Source organism: Pseudomonas thermotolerans DSM 14292 (genome assembly GCF_000364625.1).
Classification (GTDB): Bacteria; Pseudomonadota; Gammaproteobacteria; order Pseudomonadales; family Pseudomonadaceae; genus Aquipseudomonas; species Aquipseudomonas thermotolerans.
Genome location: NZ_KB822612.1, coordinates 48,944 through 66,547 on the forward strand (window position 1 = coordinate 48,944; position 17,604 = coordinate 66,547).

17 protein-coding genes and 1 riboswitch are annotated in these 17,604 nt (G+C 67.5%); of the genes, 9 read left to right on the top strand and 8 right to left on the bottom strand.

Features of this window, described 5'->3' with window-relative positions; all coding sequences use genetic code 11:
* Nucleotides 1–4: 4 nt before the first annotated feature.
* Nucleotides 5–667, bottom strand: coding sequence for a riboflavin synthase (locus tag H165_RS0111710; RefSeq protein WP_017939126.1), 663 nt, complete (start codon nt 665–667; stop codon nt 5–7).
* Nucleotides 668–784: 117 nt separating this feature from the next.
* A riboswitch (FMN riboswitch) is annotated at nt 785–936 on the bottom strand.
* 170 nt (nt 937–1,106) lie between these two features.
* Here H165_RS0111710 and H165_RS0111715 point away from each other — a divergent pair.
* The 3 genes from H165_RS0111715 (at nt 1,107) to trxA (ending at nt 3,157) form a co-directional block, all read left to right on the top strand.
* Entirely contained in the window at nt 1,107–1,541 is a 435-nt protein-coding gene (locus tag H165_RS0111715; RefSeq protein ID WP_017939127.1) for a YbaY family lipoprotein, read from the top strand.
* Nucleotides 1,538–2,194, top strand: coding sequence for a class I SAM-dependent methyltransferase (locus tag H165_RS0111720; protein ID WP_017939128.1), 657 nt, complete (start codon nt 1,538–1,540; stop codon nt 2,192–2,194). The genes H165_RS0111715 and H165_RS0111720 overlap by 4 nt, the downstream gene beginning before the upstream one ends.
* Nucleotides 2,195–2,284: 90 nt before the next feature.
* Nucleotides 2,285–3,157 (top strand): thioredoxin, encoded by an 873-nt coding sequence (trxA, locus tag H165_RS0111725; protein ID WP_017939129.1) that lies wholly within the window; start codon nt 2,285–2,287, stop codon nt 3,155–3,157.
* Nucleotides 3,158–3,161: 4 nt separating this feature from the next.
* Here trxA and H165_RS0111730 read toward each other — a convergent pair whose 3' ends face one another.
* Entirely contained in the window at nt 3,162–3,506 is a 345-nt protein-coding gene (locus tag H165_RS0111730) for a hypothetical protein (protein ID WP_017939130.1), read from the bottom strand.
* Nucleotides 3,507–3,626: 120 nt separating this feature from the next.
* Here H165_RS0111730 and H165_RS0111735 point away from each other — a divergent pair, with 120 nt between their 5' ends.
* The 5 genes from H165_RS0111735 to H165_RS0111755 all read left to right on the top strand — a co-directional run bounded on the left by H165_RS0111735 (nt 3,627) and on the right by H165_RS0111755 (nt 7,516).
* Nucleotides 3,627–4,154 carry a DUF2796 domain-containing protein gene (locus H165_RS0111735; protein WP_017939131.1) on the top strand — a complete coding sequence of 176 codons (528 nt, stop codon included), beginning with the start codon at nt 3,627–3,629 and terminating at the stop codon, nt 4,152–4,154.
* 36 nt (nt 4,155–4,190) lie between these two features.
* Nucleotides 4,191–4,898: an ABC transporter ATP-binding protein gene (locus H165_RS0111740; RefSeq protein ID WP_017939132.1), complete on the top strand. Its 708-nt coding sequence runs from the start codon at nt 4,191–4,193 to the stop codon at nt 4,896–4,898.
* Between the two features lie 2 nt (nt 4,899–4,900).
* Complete coding sequence (locus H165_RS0111745; RefSeq protein ID WP_017939133.1) at nt 4,901–6,166, top strand: ABC transporter permease; 1,266 nt, start codon at nt 4,901–4,903, stop codon at nt 6,164–6,166.
* An 8-nt stretch (nt 6,167–6,174) separates the two neighbouring features.
* Nucleotides 6,175–6,690, top strand: a complete 516-nt coding sequence (locus H165_RS0111750; RefSeq protein ID WP_017939134.1) for a DUF3299 domain-containing protein — start codon at nt 6,175–6,177, stop codon at nt 6,688–6,690.
* 130 nt (nt 6,691–6,820) lie between these two features.
* The gene (locus H165_RS0111755) at nt 6,821–7,516 is read left to right on the top strand and encodes an OmpW/AlkL family protein (RefSeq protein ID WP_017939135.1); all 696 of its coding nucleotides are present in this window, start codon (nt 6,821–6,823) and stop codon (nt 7,514–7,516) included.
* Nucleotides 7,517–7,632: 116 nt separating this feature from the next.
* On the opposite strand, the gene H165_RS0111760 is transcribed toward H165_RS0111755, so the two are convergent.
* The 4 genes from H165_RS0111760 to H165_RS0111775 form a co-directional block, all read right to left on the bottom strand.
* A complete protein-coding gene (locus tag H165_RS0111760; protein ID WP_036987142.1) occupies nt 7,633–8,565 on the bottom strand; it encodes an NAD-dependent epimerase/dehydratase family protein in 933 nt (310 codons plus the stop codon).
* Between the two features lie 33 nt (nt 8,566–8,598).
* Nucleotides 8,599–9,483, bottom strand: a complete 885-nt coding sequence (locus tag H165_RS0111765) for a sugar nucleotide-binding protein (RefSeq protein ID WP_026146578.1) — start codon at nt 9,481–9,483, stop codon at nt 8,599–8,601.
* A gap of 260 nt (nt 9,484–9,743) precedes the next feature.
* Nucleotides 9,744–10,226, bottom strand: a complete 483-nt coding sequence (locus H165_RS0111770) for a single-stranded DNA-binding protein (RefSeq protein ID WP_017939138.1) — start codon at nt 10,224–10,226, stop codon at nt 9,744–9,746.
* Nucleotides 10,227–10,243: 17 nt separating this feature from the next.
* Entirely contained in the window at nt 10,244–11,629 is a 1,386-nt protein-coding gene (locus tag H165_RS0111775; RefSeq protein ID WP_017939139.1) for an MFS transporter, read from the bottom strand.
* A 136-nt stretch (nt 11,630–11,765) separates the two neighbouring features.
* Between H165_RS0111775 and uvrA the strand changes: the two genes are divergently transcribed.
* Nucleotides 11,766–14,600 (top strand): excinuclease ABC subunit UvrA, encoded by a 2,835-nt coding sequence (uvrA, locus tag H165_RS0111780; RefSeq protein ID WP_017939140.1) that lies wholly within the window; start codon nt 11,766–11,768, stop codon nt 14,598–14,600.
* A 75-nt stretch (nt 14,601–14,675) separates the two neighbouring features.
* Here the strand turns inward: uvrA and bfr are convergent, their stop codons facing one another.
* Together bfr and katG are read right to left on the bottom strand one after the other, a co-directional pair.
* The gene (bfr, locus tag H165_RS0111785; protein ID WP_017939141.1) at nt 14,676–15,140 is read right to left on the bottom strand and encodes a bacterioferritin; all 465 of its coding nucleotides are present in this window, start codon (nt 15,138–15,140) and stop codon (nt 14,676–14,678) included.
* Nucleotides 15,141–15,294: 154 nt separating this feature from the next.
* Entirely contained in the window at nt 15,295–17,439 is a 2,145-nt protein-coding gene (katG, locus tag H165_RS0111790; protein ID WP_017939142.1) for a catalase/peroxidase HPI, read from the bottom strand.
* Nucleotides 17,440–17,604: the final 165 nt, after the last annotated feature.

Here is a 17,604-nt window from a genome sequence, read left to right on the forward strand (position 1 = left end):
TCCTTCAATTCTTCAGGTAGCCGTGCTCGGCCAGGAAACTTTCGGTGATGCCGCCGGACTGCGGTTCGGCGGCCTTCTCGCCGAGGAGCAGGCGCTCGAGGTAGCGGGCCAGCAGGTCGACCTCCAGGTTGACCCGGCGCCCGGGGCGGTAGTCGGCCATGATGGTCTCGGCCAGGGTGTGCGGGACGATGGTCAGCTCGAACTCGGCGCCGTTTACCGCGTTGACCGTCAGGCTGGTGCCGTCCACGGTGATCGAGCCCTTCAGGGCAATGTACCTGGCCAGTTCGCGCGGCGCGCGGACGCGGAACTGCACGGCGCGGGCATTGTCCTCGCGGGCGACGATCTCGCCCACCCCATCGACGTGACCGCTGACCAGGTGACCACCGAGGCGGCTTGTGGGGGTCAGGGCCTTCTCCAGGTTGACCCGACTGCCCGGCTTGAGGTCGGCGAAGGCGGTGCGCGCCAGGGTCTCGCGGCTGACGTCTGCCCAGAAGCCGTCGCCGGGCAGTGCCACGGCGGTGAGGCAGACACCGTTGACGGCGATGCTGTCACCAAGCTTGACGTCGGACAGGTCGAGCTTGCCGGTGGCAACCTGCACGCGCACGTCGCCGCCCTTCGGGGTCAGCGCACGGATGGTGCCGATGGCTTCGATTATGCCGGTGAACATGGAACCTCCCCCACGGAAGTCGAACGATTGCGAAACGACATGGAAAACTCCTGTTTCGGGACAAAACAGGGCATGGGATCGAAAGGGATCGGACACGGGGTTGGCACCGTGGGACTCTCCCGCTCTCTCTTTATCCGGACTCTGACCGTCGGCCCCGGAATCGCACCGGGTCTGCTGACCCTTTCCCTGCCGGGAAAGGCGCTCGCGGGCTAGGCACGTTGCGCGCCATTACCGCCGGTGGGGAATTTCACCCCGCCCTGAGAACGTAGTCGTTGTCACTGGCGTGACAAGCCCGCTTTTTACCACAAAGCCGGCGCACGGCACAGATGGCGTGGTGGGCCGTATCCGTCCGCGAGCCGACGCCCTGCGCGACCGCCCTGCCAATCCGCCGCGCTTTGCGGTATACAGGCGCCCGTCCGTGCTGCCACAAGAAGTCGTCATGCCGATCCGACCGTTCATTACCTGCCTCCTCGCCCTGCTGCTGGGCGCCTGCGCCAGCACGCCGGAGCCCGCGCCGCCACAGTCGGCGCCGCCCACCACCGTCGCCGAGCCGGAACTGCCCGCCCACCTGCGCGAGCTGCGCGGTCGCCTGCTCACCCCGCCGGCCGACAGCGAGGTAGAGCTGGCCCTGCTGGTGGTCGACGAGCGCAACCGCCCACGTCAGTTGCTCGGCAGCCTGCAGTTGCGCGGCAACGGCCAGGCACTGCCCTTCCGCCTGGCCTTCAACCCCGAGACCTTCCCGGCCCAGGGGCGGGTCGAGCTGCGCGCCCGGGTCAGCCAGGCAGGCCGGCTGATCCTCCGCCTGCCGCCGCAGCACATCCTCCAGGCACAGAACCGGACGCTCGGCGACCTGCTGCTGGAGGGCGCACCGTGAAAGCCCCCGACGTCCTCCAGCAGGCCCTCGGCGAGCTGCTCGGCGACGCCCGGCTGATCGCCGAGCAGTTGCCGGGCACCGACCTGCGCCTGTGGCTGATCGATCCGGCCAACATGGACCGCGCCTTCAGCCCCGAGGAGACCCGGCGCATCCTCGAGGAGCCGCCCTACTGGTGCTTCTGCTGGGCCAGCGGCCTGGCTCTGGCACGCTGGCTGGCACAGCGCCCGCAGTGGGTGCGCGGCAAGCGCGTGCTGGACTTCGGCGCCGGCTCCGGGGTGGCCGCCATCGCCGCCGCGCAGGCCGGCGCCGCCGAGGTGGTGGCCTGCGACCTGGATCCGCTGGCCCTCGCCGCCTGCCGCGCCAATGCCGAGCTGAACGGCGTGACGCTGGCCTACTCAGCAGACTTCTTCGCCGAGGCCGACCGCTTCGACCTGATCCTGGTCGCCGATGTACTCTACGACCGGGCCAACCTGCCGCTGCTCGACCAGTTCCTCAGCCGCGGCCGCGAAGCCCTGGTGGCCGACTCGCGGGTACGCGACTTCCAGCACCCGCTGTACCGCCGCCTCGAGGTGCTCGACGCCTGCACCTGGCCGGATCTGGCCGAACCGGCCGAGTTCCGCCGGGTCAGCCTGTATCATGCGCAACGCAGCTGAAGCGCCGGCCGCTCCGCCGCGCCACTTGTATCCGCGGCCCGCCGCCCGCATCTATCCATATTCAACGCACTTGGCCATCCGAGACCGATCATGAGCGACACGCCCTACATCTTCGACGTATCCGGAGCCGCCGGCTTCGAGCAACTGGTAATCGAGAACTCCTTCCACAAGCCGGTGCTGGTGGACTTCTGGGCCGACTGGTGCGCCCCCTGCAAGGCCCTGATGCCCCTGCTCGCGCAGATCGCCGAGAGCTACCAGGGCGAACTGCTGCTGGCCAAGGTCAACTGCGACGTCGAGCACGACATAGTGGCCCGCTTCGGCATCCGCAGCCTGCCCACCGTGGTGCTGTTCAAGAACGGCCAGCCGATCGACGGCTTCGCCGGCGCCCAGCCGGAATCGGCGATCCGCGCCATGCTCGAACCCCACGTGCAGGCCCCGGCACCGGCCGTCAACGCGCCCCTGGAAGACGCCCAGACGCTGTTCGCCGAGGGCCGCTTCGCCGAGGCGGAAAACCTGCTCAAGGCCCTGCTCAGCGAGGACAATGGCAACGGCGCGGCGCTGATCCTCTATGCCCGTTGCCTGGCCGAACGCGGCGAGCTGGGCGAGGCGGAGACGGTGCTGAACGCGGTCCAGGGCGACGAACACAAGCAGGCGCTGGCCGCCGCCCGCGCCCAGCTGACCTTCCTCCGCCAGGTCGCCGACCTGCCCGAGGCCGCCCTGCTGAAGAGCCGCCTGGCGCAGAACCCCGAGGACGACGAGGCGGCCTACCAGTTGGCCATCCACCAGTTGGCACGCCAGCAATACGAGGCAGCGCTGGAGGCCCTGCTCAAGCTGTTCGTACGCAACCGCGGCTACCAGAACGGCCTGCCACACCAGACCCTGCTGCAGGTCTTCGAGCTGCTCGGCGGCGACCATCCGTTGGTCACTGCCTACCGCCGCAAGCTCTACCAGGCGCTTTACTGAGCCTTCAGTCGAGCCAGCGATACAGCGGCGTGTCCTCGCCGCTGTCCACCTGCACCCGGGGGTGATGCCGCAGGCGCACCAGCAGGCGCTTTCCCGCCGCCGGGCTGCCGGCCAGCCCCTCCAGTGCGTCCAGCAGGGCGGTGCCCTCCATGCTGCCGGCCTGGCGCAGCAGCTCCAGGGCATTGCGCCAGAGCCCATCGTCCCGCGTGGCCGCAGGCGCTGCCTCCGACACGTGGGTGGCCTGGGTAGCACCCGGCAGATGCGCCGCCAGCTGCCGCCAGCCCTCCGCGTCCAGCTCCAGCGCAAGGTCCACCGGCCAGTCGCCGATGGTTCCGCGAATCCGCAGCATCGTGCTCTCCTCTTTGCTATTCACGGACATGCTCCCACGCCGGAGGAACGCCGCCAAGACGGCTTGCCTCGCCGAATCTAGAGTTATAACATAACAAATTCATCGTGATCGGAGCTTGCCATGCGCCACCTGCTGCTTGCCCTGCCCCTCGCCCTGCTGTCTCCCATCCTGACCGCCCAGGAGCACGAACACGCCAGCCTCCGCACGCACGAGCACGGCGTTGCCATCCTCAACCTGGCACTGGATGGGCAGATACTGGAGCTGAACCTGGAAAGTCCGGCCATGAACCTCATCGGTTTCGAACATGCGCCACACAACGAGGAAGAGCGCGCCAGGGTCGCCGCGCTCCGCGCCCAGCTGGAGCAGCCCCTGGAACTGGTCGCGCTTCCCGCCGCGGCCGCCTGCACCCTCGCCGCACAGGAGCTGGAGGGTCGGCTGTTCGCCGAGCACGAGCATGATCATGGGCACAGCGATATCCGCGCCAGCTACCGGCTGACCTGCGCGCATCCCGAGCGACTCGAGGCCCTGGACCTGGCGGCCTTCTTCGCCCGCTTCCCGGCCACCCACAGGCTCGCCGCGCAGTTGATCGGCCCCGCTGGCCAGCGCGGCGCGGAACTGACCCCGGACAACCCGCGCCTGCTGTTCTGACCGAACGGCGCCCTTCTGGACTTCCCGAACCTCGCCATGAGCCAACCACTGCTCGAACTTGCCGATCTCGGCTTCGCCTGGCCCGGCCAGGCGGAGCTGCTGGACATTCCCCGCTTCCGCCTGGAGCGGGGCGAGACCCTGTTCCTCAAGGGCCCCTCGGGTAGCGGCAAGACCACCCTGCTGGGCCTGCTCGGCGGCGTGCAAACGCCCGGACGCGGCAGCATCCGCCTGCTCGGCGAGCAGCTCGAGCGGATGTCCGCCGGGCGCCGCGACCACTTCCGTGTCGACCACATCGGCTACATCTTCCAGCAGTTCAACCTGCTGCCCTTCCTCTCGGTGCGCGAGAACGTCGAGTTGCCCTGCCGCTTTTCGCGGCTGCGCGCCGATCGGGCCCGGCAGCGTCACGGCAGCGTCGGCCAGGCCGCCACTATGCTGCTCGAACACCTGGGCCTGCCGGCCGGGTTGCTCGGCAGGCGCGCCGACGCCCTTTCCATCGGGCAGCAGCAGCGGGTGGCAGCCGCCCGCGCGCTGATCGGCCAACCGGAGCTGGTGATCGCCGACGAGCCCACCTCGGCCCTTGACACCGATGCCCGCGAGGCGTTCCTGCACCTACTGTTCGCCGAATGCCGCGCCGCCGGGGCCAGCCTGCTGTTCGTCAGCCACGACCAGAGCCTGGCCGGGCTGTTCGACCGCAGCCTGTCCCTGACCGAACTCAACCGCGCCACCAAGCCCGTCGAGATCTGAGCATGTACCTGTTCCGCCTGGCCCTGGGGAGCCTCGCCAATCGCCGCTTCACTGCCCTGCTCACGGTGCTCGCCATCGCCCTGTCGGTGTGCCTGCTGCTGGCCGTCGAACGGGTGCGCAGCGAGGCACGGGCCAGCTTCGCCAGCACCATCAGCGGCACCGACCTGATCGTCGGCGCCCGATCGGGCAGCTTGAACCTGCTGCTCTATTCGGTGTTCCGCATCGGCAACGCCACCAACAACATCCGATGGGAGAGCTTCCAGCATTTCGCCGAGCACCCGCGGGTCAAGTGGGCAATCCCCATCTCCCTGGGCGACTCGCACCGCGGCTACCGGGTGATGGGCACCAGCCCAGCCTACTTCGCGCACTACCACTACGGCCGTGGCCAGCCGCTGCGCTTCAGTGCCGGGCGAGCCTTCGCCACCGATCCCTTCGAGGTGGTGCTCGGCGCCGAGGTGGCCGAGGCCCTGGGCTACCAGCTCGGCGAGCGCATCGTACTGGCCCACGGAGTGGCCAGCGTCAGCCTAGTGCAGCACGACGACAAGCCGTTCAGCGTGGTGGGCATCCTGGCGCGTACCGGCACCCCGGTAGACCGCACCCTGCACATCAGCCTGGCCGGCATGGAAGCGCTGCACGTCGACTGGCATAACGGCGTGCCGGCCCGCGGCGCCGGGCGGATCAGCGCCGAGCAGGCCCGCCAGATGAAGCTGCAGCCGAAGGCGATCACCGCCTTCCTGCTCGGCCTGCACAGCAAGGCCGCCACCTTCGCGCTGCAGCGGGAGATCAACGAGTACCGCGGCGAGCCGCTGCTGGCGATCCTTCCCGGTGTCGCCCTGCAGGAACTGTGGAGCCTGATGGGCACCGCCGAGCAGGCGCTGTTCGTGGTCTCCCTGTGCGTAGTGCTGACCGGCCTGATCGGCATGCTCACCGCGATCCTCACCAGCCTCAACGAACGCCGCCGCGAGATGGCCATCCTTCGCTCGGTGGGCGCGCGCCCCTGGCACGTCGCCAGCCTGCTGGTCCTGGAAGCCTTCGCCCTGACCCTGGCCGGGGTGCTGCTGGGACTCGCCCTGCTCTATCTGGCCATCGCTGCCAGCCAGGGCTACGTGCAGAGCCGCTACGGTCTATACCTGCCGCTGGCCCTGCCCGGCGCCCACGAGTGGGCCCTGCTCGGCACCATCCTCTGCGCCGCCCTGCTTCTGAGTGCGCTGCCGGCCTGGCGCGCCTATCGGCAGTCCCTGGCCGACGGCTTGACTATTCGCCTGTGAGGAGGCCGATGTTCCGCCATCTGCTGTTCGCCGCCCTACTGCTGGCCGGTACCGTCCGGGCGGAGCCGCGCGAGTTGAGCTGGTCCGAGTTGATTCCGCCGGATGCCCCGCCGGTGGCGTATTCCCAGGCGCCCCTGCATGACCTCTCGCAGCTGGCCGACGCCCTGGCCGCCGAATCGGGCCCGCCGGCCCGCCAGCAGGCGCCGGCCGCGCCGGTGGTCAGGGCGCTGCATGGCCAGCAGGTCAGGCTGCCCGGCTACATAGTGCCGCTGGAGGTCAGCGAGGCGGGCCGGGTGACCGACTTCCTGCTGGTCCCCTACTACGGCGCCTGCATCCACGTGCCGCCCCCGCCGTCGAACCAGATCGTGCACGTCAGCAGCACGCAGGGCGTGCCGTTGGATGCCCTGTACCAGCCGTTCTGGGTGGAGGGGCAGCTGCGGGTCGAGCCGAGCAGTAGCGAGCTGGCGGAGGCCGGCTACCAGATGGCGGCGGACAGGATCTCCCCCTACCAATACGTCGAATGAGGCTCCGCGGGGCCGACAGGCTTAAGAAGGCCCCTTCTTATTAGCTAGCTATTGAGCTGGATCAATACTTGCCCGCCCCGCTTGCCACATAGTGCCCCCAGCCAACCGTATCAATGCTGAGGAGCATTACATGTACAAGTCTCTCGCAGCCGTGTCTCTGACTGCCCTGGCCCTGGCCGCCAGCCCGCTGGTTCAGGCCCACCAGGCCGGCGACATCATCGTCCGCGCCGGTGCCGTGACCGTGCAGACCGATGAAAACACTTCCGGCGTGAAGGTCGATCGTGGCAGCCTGGCCGGCACCGACCTGGGCGGCAAGGCCACCGTCAGCAACGACACCCAGCTGGGCCTGAACTTCGCCTACATGCTCACCGACAACCTGGGCGTCGAGCTGCTGGCCGCCACTCCCTTCAAGCATGACGTGCATGTCAAGGGCGCAAGCCTGGGCACGGCCAACGGCAAGCTGGGTACCCTGGAGCACCTGCCGCCGACCCTGAGCCTGGTCTACTACCCCCTGGACTCCAAGTCGGCCTTCCAGCCCTATGTCGGTGCCGGCATCAACTACACCTGGTTCATGGACGGCGACACCAGCAGCGCTGCCGAAGCCAACGGTTTCCGCAACCTGCAGGCCACCAACAGCTGGGGCTGGGCCGCACAGATCGGTGCCGACTACATGCTCACCGACAACATCATGATCAACGGCCAGATCCGCTACATCGACATCGACACCCAGGCCTACGTCGACAACGTCGACCTCGGCGTACGCGCCAAGGTGGACGTGGACGTCAAGCCCTGGGTCTACATGGTCGGCCTGGGCTACAAGTTCTAAGCCCCGCACGGCGCCCAAACACGACAAGACACCCCGACAGGTTCGGGGTGTCTTGTTTTGAGGGCCGGGAAAACTGCGGAAGGGATAGTGGCCGGGACCGCCCCGGCCACTCAGGCTCAACGGCCGAGCAGACGGGCCAGGCCGTCACGGATCGAGGTCGGTTCGGCGAACGCGAAGCGCTCCAGCAGACGGCGATTGTCGGCCCGCGAGTGCCGGATGTCGCCCGGCCGCGCCTCGGCATGGCGCACCTCGGGCAGGCCGCCGAGCACCTCGCGGATCGCTCCCAGCAGTTGGTTGAGGCTGGTGGCGCGGTTCAGACCGACGTTCACCGCCCCCGCCGCTACCTGCGGCAGCTCCACGGCCTGCACCAGCACCTTGACCAGATCGCCGACATACACGAAGTCGCGGGTCTGCTCGCCGTCGCCGAACACCGTGATCGGCGTGCCGGCCAGGGCCCGTTCGGTGAAGATGCTGATCACCCCCGAATAGGGCGAGGACGGATCCTGGCGCGGGCCGAAGATGTTGAAGAAGCGGAACACCGCCGGCTCCAGCCCATGCTGGCGACGGTAGAAGTCCAGATAGTGCTCGCTGGCCAGCTTGTCCGCAGCGTAGGGAGTCAGCGGTGCCTTGGGGGTATCCTCGTCGATCGCCTGGCCTTCGCCGTTGTTGCCGTAGACCGCGGCGCTGGAGGCGAACAGCACACGGCGCACGCCCGCCTCGCGCATCGCCTCGCAGACGTTGAGGGTGCCGATGAAATTGCTCTGGTGGGTGGCCACCGGGTCGTCCACCGAGGCCTGCACCGAGGCCACCGCCGCCAAGTGCGCCACCGCCCGGCAGCCAGCCACCGCGCGACGCACCAGTGCGGCGTCGGCAACGTCTCCCTCGATCAGCTCCAGGCGCGGGTTGTCCAGGGGCAGATTGGCCCGCTTGCCGGTAGACAGGTTGTCCAGTACCCGTACCGCATATCCCCTCGCAAGAAGGGCATCGACCAGATGCGAACCAATGAAGCCAGCGCCGCCGGTAACCAAGACAGGGCTTGAGTGTTCCATCACGTTTCTCCAGGAATGACCGCCGAATGCCGCTCAGGCATGGCGGTAGTAGCGCTCCAGCACGGCCGGCAGGCCGGCGCGCCAGGCTCGGGGCTTGATGCCGAAGGTGTTGAGTATTTTCCTGCAAGCGAGCACCGCGTGCTGCGGTTCCTCGGCGGCATCCGGACGAGCGGCGTGAGGCTGTGGGAGCACCTCGTCGACCAGCGCTGGGCGGTAGGTACGGGCCGCTTCAATGATCGCCTGGCCGAGCGCCAGCGCGGTGGTCGCCTCGTGGCCGCCGTAATGATAGGTGCCCCACAGAGGAGCCTCGCAGTCCAGCTGCTTGAGCACGGCGATCAGCACCCGTGCGGCGTCGTCCACCGGGGTCGGATTGCCGCGCCGGTCGTCGGCGAGGCGCAGCTCCGCGTGGCGCTCGGCACGCTTGAGGAAGCGGTCGATCAACCCGCCGGGGCTTTCATCGAGCAGCCAGCCGAAACGCACCAGCACATGCCGCGGACAGGCCGCGCGGACGCTCTGCTCGACTCGCCAGAGCGCCTGGCCACGCAGGCCGAGAGGGATCTGCTCGTCCTTCTCGCTGTAGGCGGTGGCGCGCGCGCCGTCGAACACGCGATAGCTGGAGGGTTGCAGGAGGATGATGCCGTGATGCTGGCAGAGTTCGGCCAGACGTTCCACGGCGCGTTCCTGGGTAGCCAGGCGTTCCTCGCTCACCGCCTCGGCCTGGAACCAGTCGAAGTAGTAGGCCAGGTTGATCAGCGCATCCGGCCGGGTATCGTCGAGCAGCCGGGTCAGGCTCGCCGCATCCCAGCCGCCGTCCGGCGGGCGAGGCGCGAGGAAGCCGATGTCCTCCTCTGCCCCCTGATGCAGCAGGGCCTGCCCCAAGGCGTTGCCGCCCCCCAGTAGTAACAACCGCATTCGCATGATTGGTCTGGAAACCCACCGATAAGCACGAGAGTTGGCTCCGAACGGAGCAGAAGCGACATTCTGCGGCTTTTCGGCCCCGTACGTCACTATAGCGTGCGGCACTTCGCCTCGGCGCCGAAGTCACGCAGTGGGTTGACGGTCAGGCCGGCTCGGTGGTCACCGAGCGCGGTGCAGGCGGAAAGGGCCTAGTCCGAAACGACAACGGCCAGCATGAGCTGGCCGTTGCTTAGCCTGCGCCGGCGACGATGGCGCTGCGATTAGAACGGAATGTCGTCGTCGAAGCTGTCGTAGTCGGCCGCTGGTTGCGGCGCCGGCTGAGCCTGCGGGGCCGGGCGCGGGGCGGACTGCTGCGGAGCCGGGCGCGGCTGACGCGGCGCGGCATCGTCGCCGGAGTTGCGGCTGCCGAGCAGCTGCATCTGGCCGTTCATGTCCACCACGATCTCGGTGGTGTAGCGGTCCTGGCCGTCCTGACCGGTCCACTTGCGGGTCTGCAGGCGACCCTCGACGTAGACCTGAGACCCCTTGCGCAGGTATTCGCCGGCGATCTCCGCGAGCTTGCCGAAGAACACCACGCGATGCCACTCGGTGCGCTCCTGCTTCTGCCCGGTCTGCTTGTCGGTCCAGCTGTCGCTGGTGGCCAGGGTGATGTTGGTCACCGCATTGCCGTTGGGCAGGTAGCGGGTTTCCGGGTCGCCACCGACGTTGCCGAGCAAAATGACTTTGTTAACCCCTCGGGCCATAAACGTTCTCCTAGGCTTCAGCACGCCGGCGCGGCATTGATCGCGCACTCGATGGACGTGCGGTCCAATTGTTCAGAATCCACTTTGATGTACAGCGCGGCTTCCTCGGCCACCACCATGGCATCCGCCACGCCGGGCAGTTTCAGCAGGCGCTCGGCCAGCCCGGCATCCCGCAGCGCGGAGGGCGGCAGGGGGAAACGCAGACTGGTCACATACGGCGGTTCTCGCATGGTAACAGCAAATCCCAGCCACAGTGCACAGAGCACCGCACATCCCAGGAATACCGCCGACAGACCGCCCTGCTGGAGCAGCCAGCCGCCGAGAATCCCACCCAGGGCCGCGCCCAGGAACTGGCTGGTGGCGTATACGCCCATGGCCGTGCCCTTACCGCCGGCCGGCGCTACCTTGCTGACCAGCGAGGGCAGCGAGGCCTCGAGCAGGTTGAACACGGTAAAGAACAGCACGGTGGCCGGCAGCAGGGTGCCCAGGCTGCCGCCGAAGGCCCAGAAGAACAGCTCGCAGAGCAGCAACATCGCCACGGCGCCGCCCAACACCTGCTTCATGCGGCGCTTCTTCTCGCCATAGATGATGAACGGCACCATGCCGAAGAAGCCGATCAGCAGCGCGGTCAGGTACACCCACCAGTGCTGCTCCCTGGGCAGCCCGGCGTTCTCCACCAGGCTCAGCGGCAGGGCCACGAAGCTGGCCATCAGCACCGCGTGGAGAACGAAGATGCCAGCGTCCAGGCGCAGCAGCTCCGGATGGCGCAGAGTCGGCCAGAGCACCGCGCCAGCCACTCCGGACTCGCGGTGCTGCAACGGGCCGGCGGCGCGCGGCACCACCAGGGCAACCACGGCGATGCCCAACAGCGCCATGCCGGCGGTGACCCAGAACAGCCCGGGCAGACCGAAGGCACGGGTCAACAGCGGACCGGCGACCATGGCCACGGCGAACGACAGGCCGATGCTCATGCCGATCATCGCCATCGCCTTGGTGCGGTGCTGCTCGCGGGTCAGGTCGGACAGCAGCGCCATTACCGCCGCGGAGATCGCCCCCGCGCCCTGCAGGATGCGCCCGGCGATCACTCCCCAGATGGAGTCGGCCTGGGCCGCCAGCGCCGCGCCGGCAGCGAACACCAGCAGGCCGGCATAGATCACCGGACGCCGGCCGATGCGGTCGGAGAGCATGCCGAAGGGGATCTGTAGCACCGCCTGGGTCAACCCATAGGCACCGATGGCCAGGCCAATCAGCGCCGGCGTGGCGCCGGCCAGGTCCATTCCGTAGGTAGCCAGTACCGGCAGCACCATGAACATGCCGAGCATGCGGAAGGCGAACACCAGCGCCAGGCCTCCGGCGGCCCGAGTCTCGCGGCCGCTCATGCGCTCGTTGTGCGGATCGTGCATGGAAATAACGCCCCTTCGAAAACAGCCGGCGATTCTAGCAGCCCGCCCCCGCGCCGGCACGGTCTTCCCACTTTGCCGCTGCCTGCCGGGCAACCTTATACTTCGTGGTTTTCCGCCCGCCAGCTGCGAGGCCTCCGTGGACAAGATCCTCATCCGTGGTGCACGTACCCACAATCTGAAGAACATCGACCTGACCCTGCCGCGCGACCAGTTGATCGTGATCACCGGCCTGTCCGGCTCCGGCAAGTCGTCGCTGGCCTTCGACACCTTGTACGCCGAGGGGCAGCGCCGCTACGTGGAATCCCTTTCGGCCTATGCCCGACAGTTCCTGTCGATGATGGAGAAGCCCGACGTGGACACCATCGAAGGGCTGTCCCCGGCGATCTCCATCGAGCAGAAGTCGACCAGCCACAACCCACGCTCCACCGTGGGCACCATCACCGAGATCTACGACTACCTGCGCCTGCTCTACGCCCGGGTCGGTACCCCGCGCTGCCCGGAGCACGACGTGCCCCTGGAGGCGCAGACCGTGAGCCAGATGGTCGACCAGGTGCTGGCCCTGCCGGAAGGCCGTCGGCTGATGCTGCTCGCCCCGGTGATCCGCGAGCGCAAGGGCGAGCACCTGGCAGTGTTCGACGAGCTGCGTGCCCAGGGCTTCGTGCGTGCGCGTGTCGACGGCAAGCTCTACGAGCTGGACGAGTTGCCCAAGCTGGACAAGCAGAAGAAGCACAGCATCGATGTGGTGATCGACCGCTTCAAGGTGCGTCCCGACCTCCAGCAGCGCCTCGCCGAGTCCTTCGAGACTGCCCTGGCGCTGGCCGATGGCATCGCTCTGGTGGCGCCCATGGAGGGCGAGGAAGGCGAGGAACTGATCTTCTCCGCGCGCTTCGCCTGCCCGCTATGCGGCCACTCGATCAGCGAGCTAGAGCCCAAGCTGTTCTCCTTCAACAACCCGGCCGGTGCCTGCCCGACCTGCGACGGCCTGGGCGTCAAGCAGTTCTTCGACGCCAAGCGCCTGGTCAACGGCGAGCTGACCCTGGCCGAGGGAGCGATCCGCGGCTGGGACCGGCGCAACGTCTACTACTTCCAGATGCTCGGCTCGCTGGCCGACCACTATGGCTTCAGCCTCGAGGTGCCCTTCGACGAGCTGGCTGCCGAGCACCAGAAAGTCATCCTCTACGGCTCGGGCCGGGAGAACGTCGAGTTCCGCTATCTCAACGACCGCGGCGACATCGTCCGCCGCGCCCACCCCTTCGAGGGGATCATCCCCAACCTGGAACGCCGCTACCGGGAGACCGAATCCCAGGTGGTCCGAGAGGAGCTGGCCAAGTTCCTCAGCACCCAGCCCTGCCCGGACTGCCACGGCACCCGTCTGCGCCGCGAGGCGCGCCACGTGTGGGTCGGCGACCGGACCCTGCCGGCAGTCACCGCCATGCCCATTGGCGCGGCCAGCGAATACTTCGCGCACCTGGAGCTGACCGGGCGGCGCGGCGAGATCGCTGCGAAGATCCTCAAGGAGATCTGCGAGCGCCTGCAGTTCCTGGTCAACGTCGGCCTCGACTATCTGACCCTGGACCGCAGTGCCGAGACCCTGTCCGGCGGCGAAGCCCAGCGCATCCGCCTGGCCAGCCAGATCGGCGCTGGCCTGGTGGGGGTCATGTACATCCTCGACGAGCCGTCCATCGGCCTGCACCAGCGGGACAACGAGCGCCTGCTGGCCACCCTCACCCACCTGCGCGACCTGGGCAACACGGTAATCGTGGTGGAGCACGACGAGGACGCCATCCGCCTCGCCGACTACGTGGTGGACATCGGCCCCGGCGCCGGCGTGCACGGCGGACGGATCGTCGCCCAGGGCACCCCGAGCGAGATCATGGCCCACCCAGAGTCGCTGACCGGCCAGTACCTGTCCGGACGCAAAAAGATCGAGGTGCCGGCCAAGCGCACCCCGCGGGACAAGAAAAAGCTGCTGCACCTCAAGGGCGCCCGCGGCAACAACCTGCAGAACGTCACCCTGGAGATCCCGGTCGGCCTGTTCACCTGCGTCACCGGGGTGTCCGGCTCCGGCAAGTCGACGCTGATCAACAACACCCTGTTTCCGATCACCGCCACCGCCCTGAACGGCGCCAGCAGCCTGGAAGTGGCGCCCTACGAGAGCTTCGAGGGCCTGGAGCACCTGGACAAGGTGGTGGACATCGACCAGAGCCCCATCGGCCGCACCCCCCGCTCCAACCCGGCAACCTACACCGGGCTGTTCACCCCGATCCGCGAGCTGTTCGCCGGGGTACCGGAGGCCCGTTCCCGCGGCTACGGCCCGGGGCGCTTCTCCTTCAACGTCAAGGGCGGGCGCTGCGAGGCCTGCCAGGGCGACGGAGTGATCAAGGTGGAGATGCACTTCCTGCCGGACATCTACGTGCCCTGCGACGTTTGCAAAGGCAAGCGCTACAACCGCGAGACCCTGGAGATCCGCTACAAGGGCAAGACCATCCACGAGGTGCTGGAGATGACCATCGAGGATGCCCGGGCGTTCTTCGACGCGGTGCCGGCCATCGCCCGCAAGCTGCAGACCCTGATCGACGTGGGCCTGTCCTACATCAAGCTGGGGCAGAGCGCCACCACCCTGTCCGGCGGCGAGGCGCAGCGCGTCAAGCTGTCCCGCGAGCTGTCCAAGCGCGACACCGGCAAGACCCTGTACATCCTCGACGAACCCACCACCGGCCTGCACTTCGCCGACATCCAGCAGCTCCTCGACGTACTGCACCGCCTGCGCGACCACGGCAACACGGTGGTGGTCATCGAGCACAACCTGGACGTAATCAAGACCGCCGACTGGATCGTCGACCTCGGCCCCGAGGGCGGCTCCAAGGGCGGGCGGATCATCGCCACCGGCACCCCGGAAGAGGTAGCGGAGAACCCCGCCTCCCACACCGGACGCTTCCTCAGGCCGCTGCTGGAGCGCGACCGCGCCTAAGCCGGCCGTCGGCCACCAAAAAAGCCAGAGCGAATCCGCCCTGGCTTTTTGGCTTGCAGGAGCAGCAAACGCTGCCTACATCTGACTTTGCAGGTAATTCTCCAGGCCGAGCTTGTCGATCAGCCGCAGCTGGGTTTCCAGCCAGTAGGCATGATCCTCCTCGGTGTCCTTCAACTGTGCCAGCAGGATGTCGCGGGACTGGTAGTCCTGGTGCCGCTCGCACAGCTCGATGCCCTTGCGCAGCGCCTCGCGCACCTCGTACTCCACAGCCAGGTCCAGTTTCAGCGCTTCGGGCACGGTCTGCCCGAAGGTGAAGGGCTTGGGCACCATGTCCGGGATGCCCTCGAGGAAAATGATCCGGCGCAGCAGCGCGTCGGCGTGCTGGGTCTCCTCCTCCATCTCGTGGTTGATCCGCTCGTAGAGCTTGCTCAGGCCCCAGTCCTCGTACAGTCGCGAGTGGACGAAGTACTGGTCGCGAGCGGCCAGCTCGCCCTTGAGCAGGATCTTCAGGTAGTTGATGACTTCGGTATGGCCCTTCATGCCAGGAATCCTTGCTGCAGCCTCGAAATGAACAAATGCTCCGCCCGCAACCCGTTCCGGTCAAGCGCGAAGCACGACGCCTTCCCGGAGGAAGGCGTCGTGGTCAGACGGCGCGCTGGCGGGCACGGGCGAGCCGCCCACGTCCGCCCGGCACTCAGGCTTCTAGGTCAAAGCGGTCGAGGTTCATCACCTTGACCCAGGCGGCCACGAAGTCCTTGACGAACTTCTCCTTGGCATCCTCGCAGGCGTAGACCTCGGCCAGGGCACGCAACACCGAGTTGGAGCCGAACACCAGATCGTTGCGGGTGCCGGTCCACTTCAGTTCGCCGCTCTTGCGATCTCGGCCCTCGAACAGCTCGGCCTTGTCATCCACCGGCTTCCACTCGGTCCCCATGTCCAGCAGGTTGACGAAGAAATCGGTACTGAGTACGCCGACCCGGTCGGTGAAAACGCCGTGCCGGCTGCCGTCGTAGTTGGCGCCCAGAACCCGCATGCCACCCACCAGCACGGTCATCTCCGGCGCGGTCAGGGTCAGCAGTTGGGCCTTGTCAATCAGCAGCGCCTCGGTACTGGCCGCCACACCGGCCTTGCGGTAGTTGCGGAAGCCGTCCGCGCGCGGCTCGAGGAAGGCGAAGGATTCGACGTCGGTCTGCTCCTGCAGGGCATCCACCCGGCCCGGGGTGAAGGGCACCTCGATGTGGACGCCGGCTGCCCGCGCGGCCTGCTCGATGCCCACGTTCCCGGCCAGGACGATGACGTCAGCCAGGGAGGCCTTGCCGGAGTTGCGCTGAATCTCCTCCAGCTTGCCGAGCACCCTGGCCAACTGCGCCGGGTTGTTGACCTCCCAGTTGCGCTGCGGCTCCAGACGGATGCGCGCACCGTTGGCCCCGCCGCGCTTGTCACCGCCACGGAAGGTGGAGGCCGAGGCCCAGGCGGTGAGCACCAGGTCGCTGACCGACAGGTCAGATGCGGCGATCGCCGCCTTGAGATCGGCGATGTCCGCCGCGCTCGGGTTGTGCACCGGCGCCGGCAGCGGATCCTGCCAGATCAGGTCCTCCTTGGGCACTTCCGGGCCCAGGTAACGGGCTTTAGGGCCCATGTCGCGGTGGGTCAGCTTGAACCAGGCGCGGGCGAAGGCCTCCGCGAAAGCCTGCGGGTCGTTGAGGAAGCGCCGGGAGATCTTCTCGAACTCCGGATCGAAACGCAGCGTCAGGTCAGTGGTGAGCATGGTCGGCTTGCGTTTCTTGTTCGGGTCGAAGGGGTCCGGGATGATCTCCGGCGCATCCTTGGCCTCCCACTGGATGGCCCCGGCCGGCGAGCGGGTCTGTACCCATTCATACTTGAACAGGTTCTCGAAGAAGTAGTTGCTCCACTGGGTCGGGGTCTGAGTCCACACCACCTCAAGGCCGGAGGTGATGGCGTCCGGGCCCTTGCCACTGCGGTAGCTACTGCGCCAGCCGAGCCCCTGTTCTTCCATGGGCGCGCCTTCCGGGGCGGGCCCGACATGGGTGGCCGGCCCCGCCCCATGGGTCTTGCCGAGGGTATGGCCGCCAGCGATCAGGGCGACGATCTCCTCGTCATTCATCGCCATATTGCCAAAGGTGGCGCGGATCGCCGGAGCGGCGGCGAGCGGGTCGCCACAGGCGTTGGGGCCTTCGGGGTTGACGTAGATGAGGCCCATCTCGGTGGCCGCCAGGGGGTTCATGGCCAGAGCCTCAGGGCTGCGGTGGGTCAGCCAGGCCTTTTCGTCCCCCCAGTTGACGTCCTCGTCCGGCTCCCAGACGTCCTCGCGCCCGGCCCCGAAGCCGAAGGTACGGAAACCCATGCTTTCCAGAGCCACGTTACCGGCCAGGACGATCAGATCGGCCCAAGAGATCTTCTGCCCGTACTTCTGCTTGATCGGCCAGAGCAGGCGCCGCGCCTTGTCCAAGCTGACGTTGTCCGGCCAGGAGTTGATCGGCGCGAAGCGTTGCTGACCGCGCCCGGCACCGCCGCGCCCATCGACGATGCGGTAGGTGCCGGCGGCATGCCAGGCCATGCGGATCATCAGGCCACCATAGTGCCCCCAGTCGGCCGGCCACCACTCCTGCGACTCGGTCATCAGTTTCTTGAGGTCGGCCTTGAGAGCGTAGTAATCGAGCTTCTTAAACTCTTCCCGATAGTTGAAGTTCTCGCCCAGGGGATTGGACTTCTCGGAATGCTTGCTGAGCAGGTCAACGCGCAGTTGCTCGGGCCACCAGTCCCGGATGGTGGTACCACCGCCGGCAACGTGATACGGACATTTCACTTCTGTGGACATTGTCGTCTCCTCTCTCCTCAGTATCGGGTCACTCGTGGCTCGCGGCCCGGATGAGTCAAGACTAGACCGCCCCTTAGAGGGCAACCAATTTATAAAACGCAAGAATCCAATAGCTATTGATTAATGAGCCGCGCCCTGGGCGAGGCCGTGCGGAGGGGCCCCGGA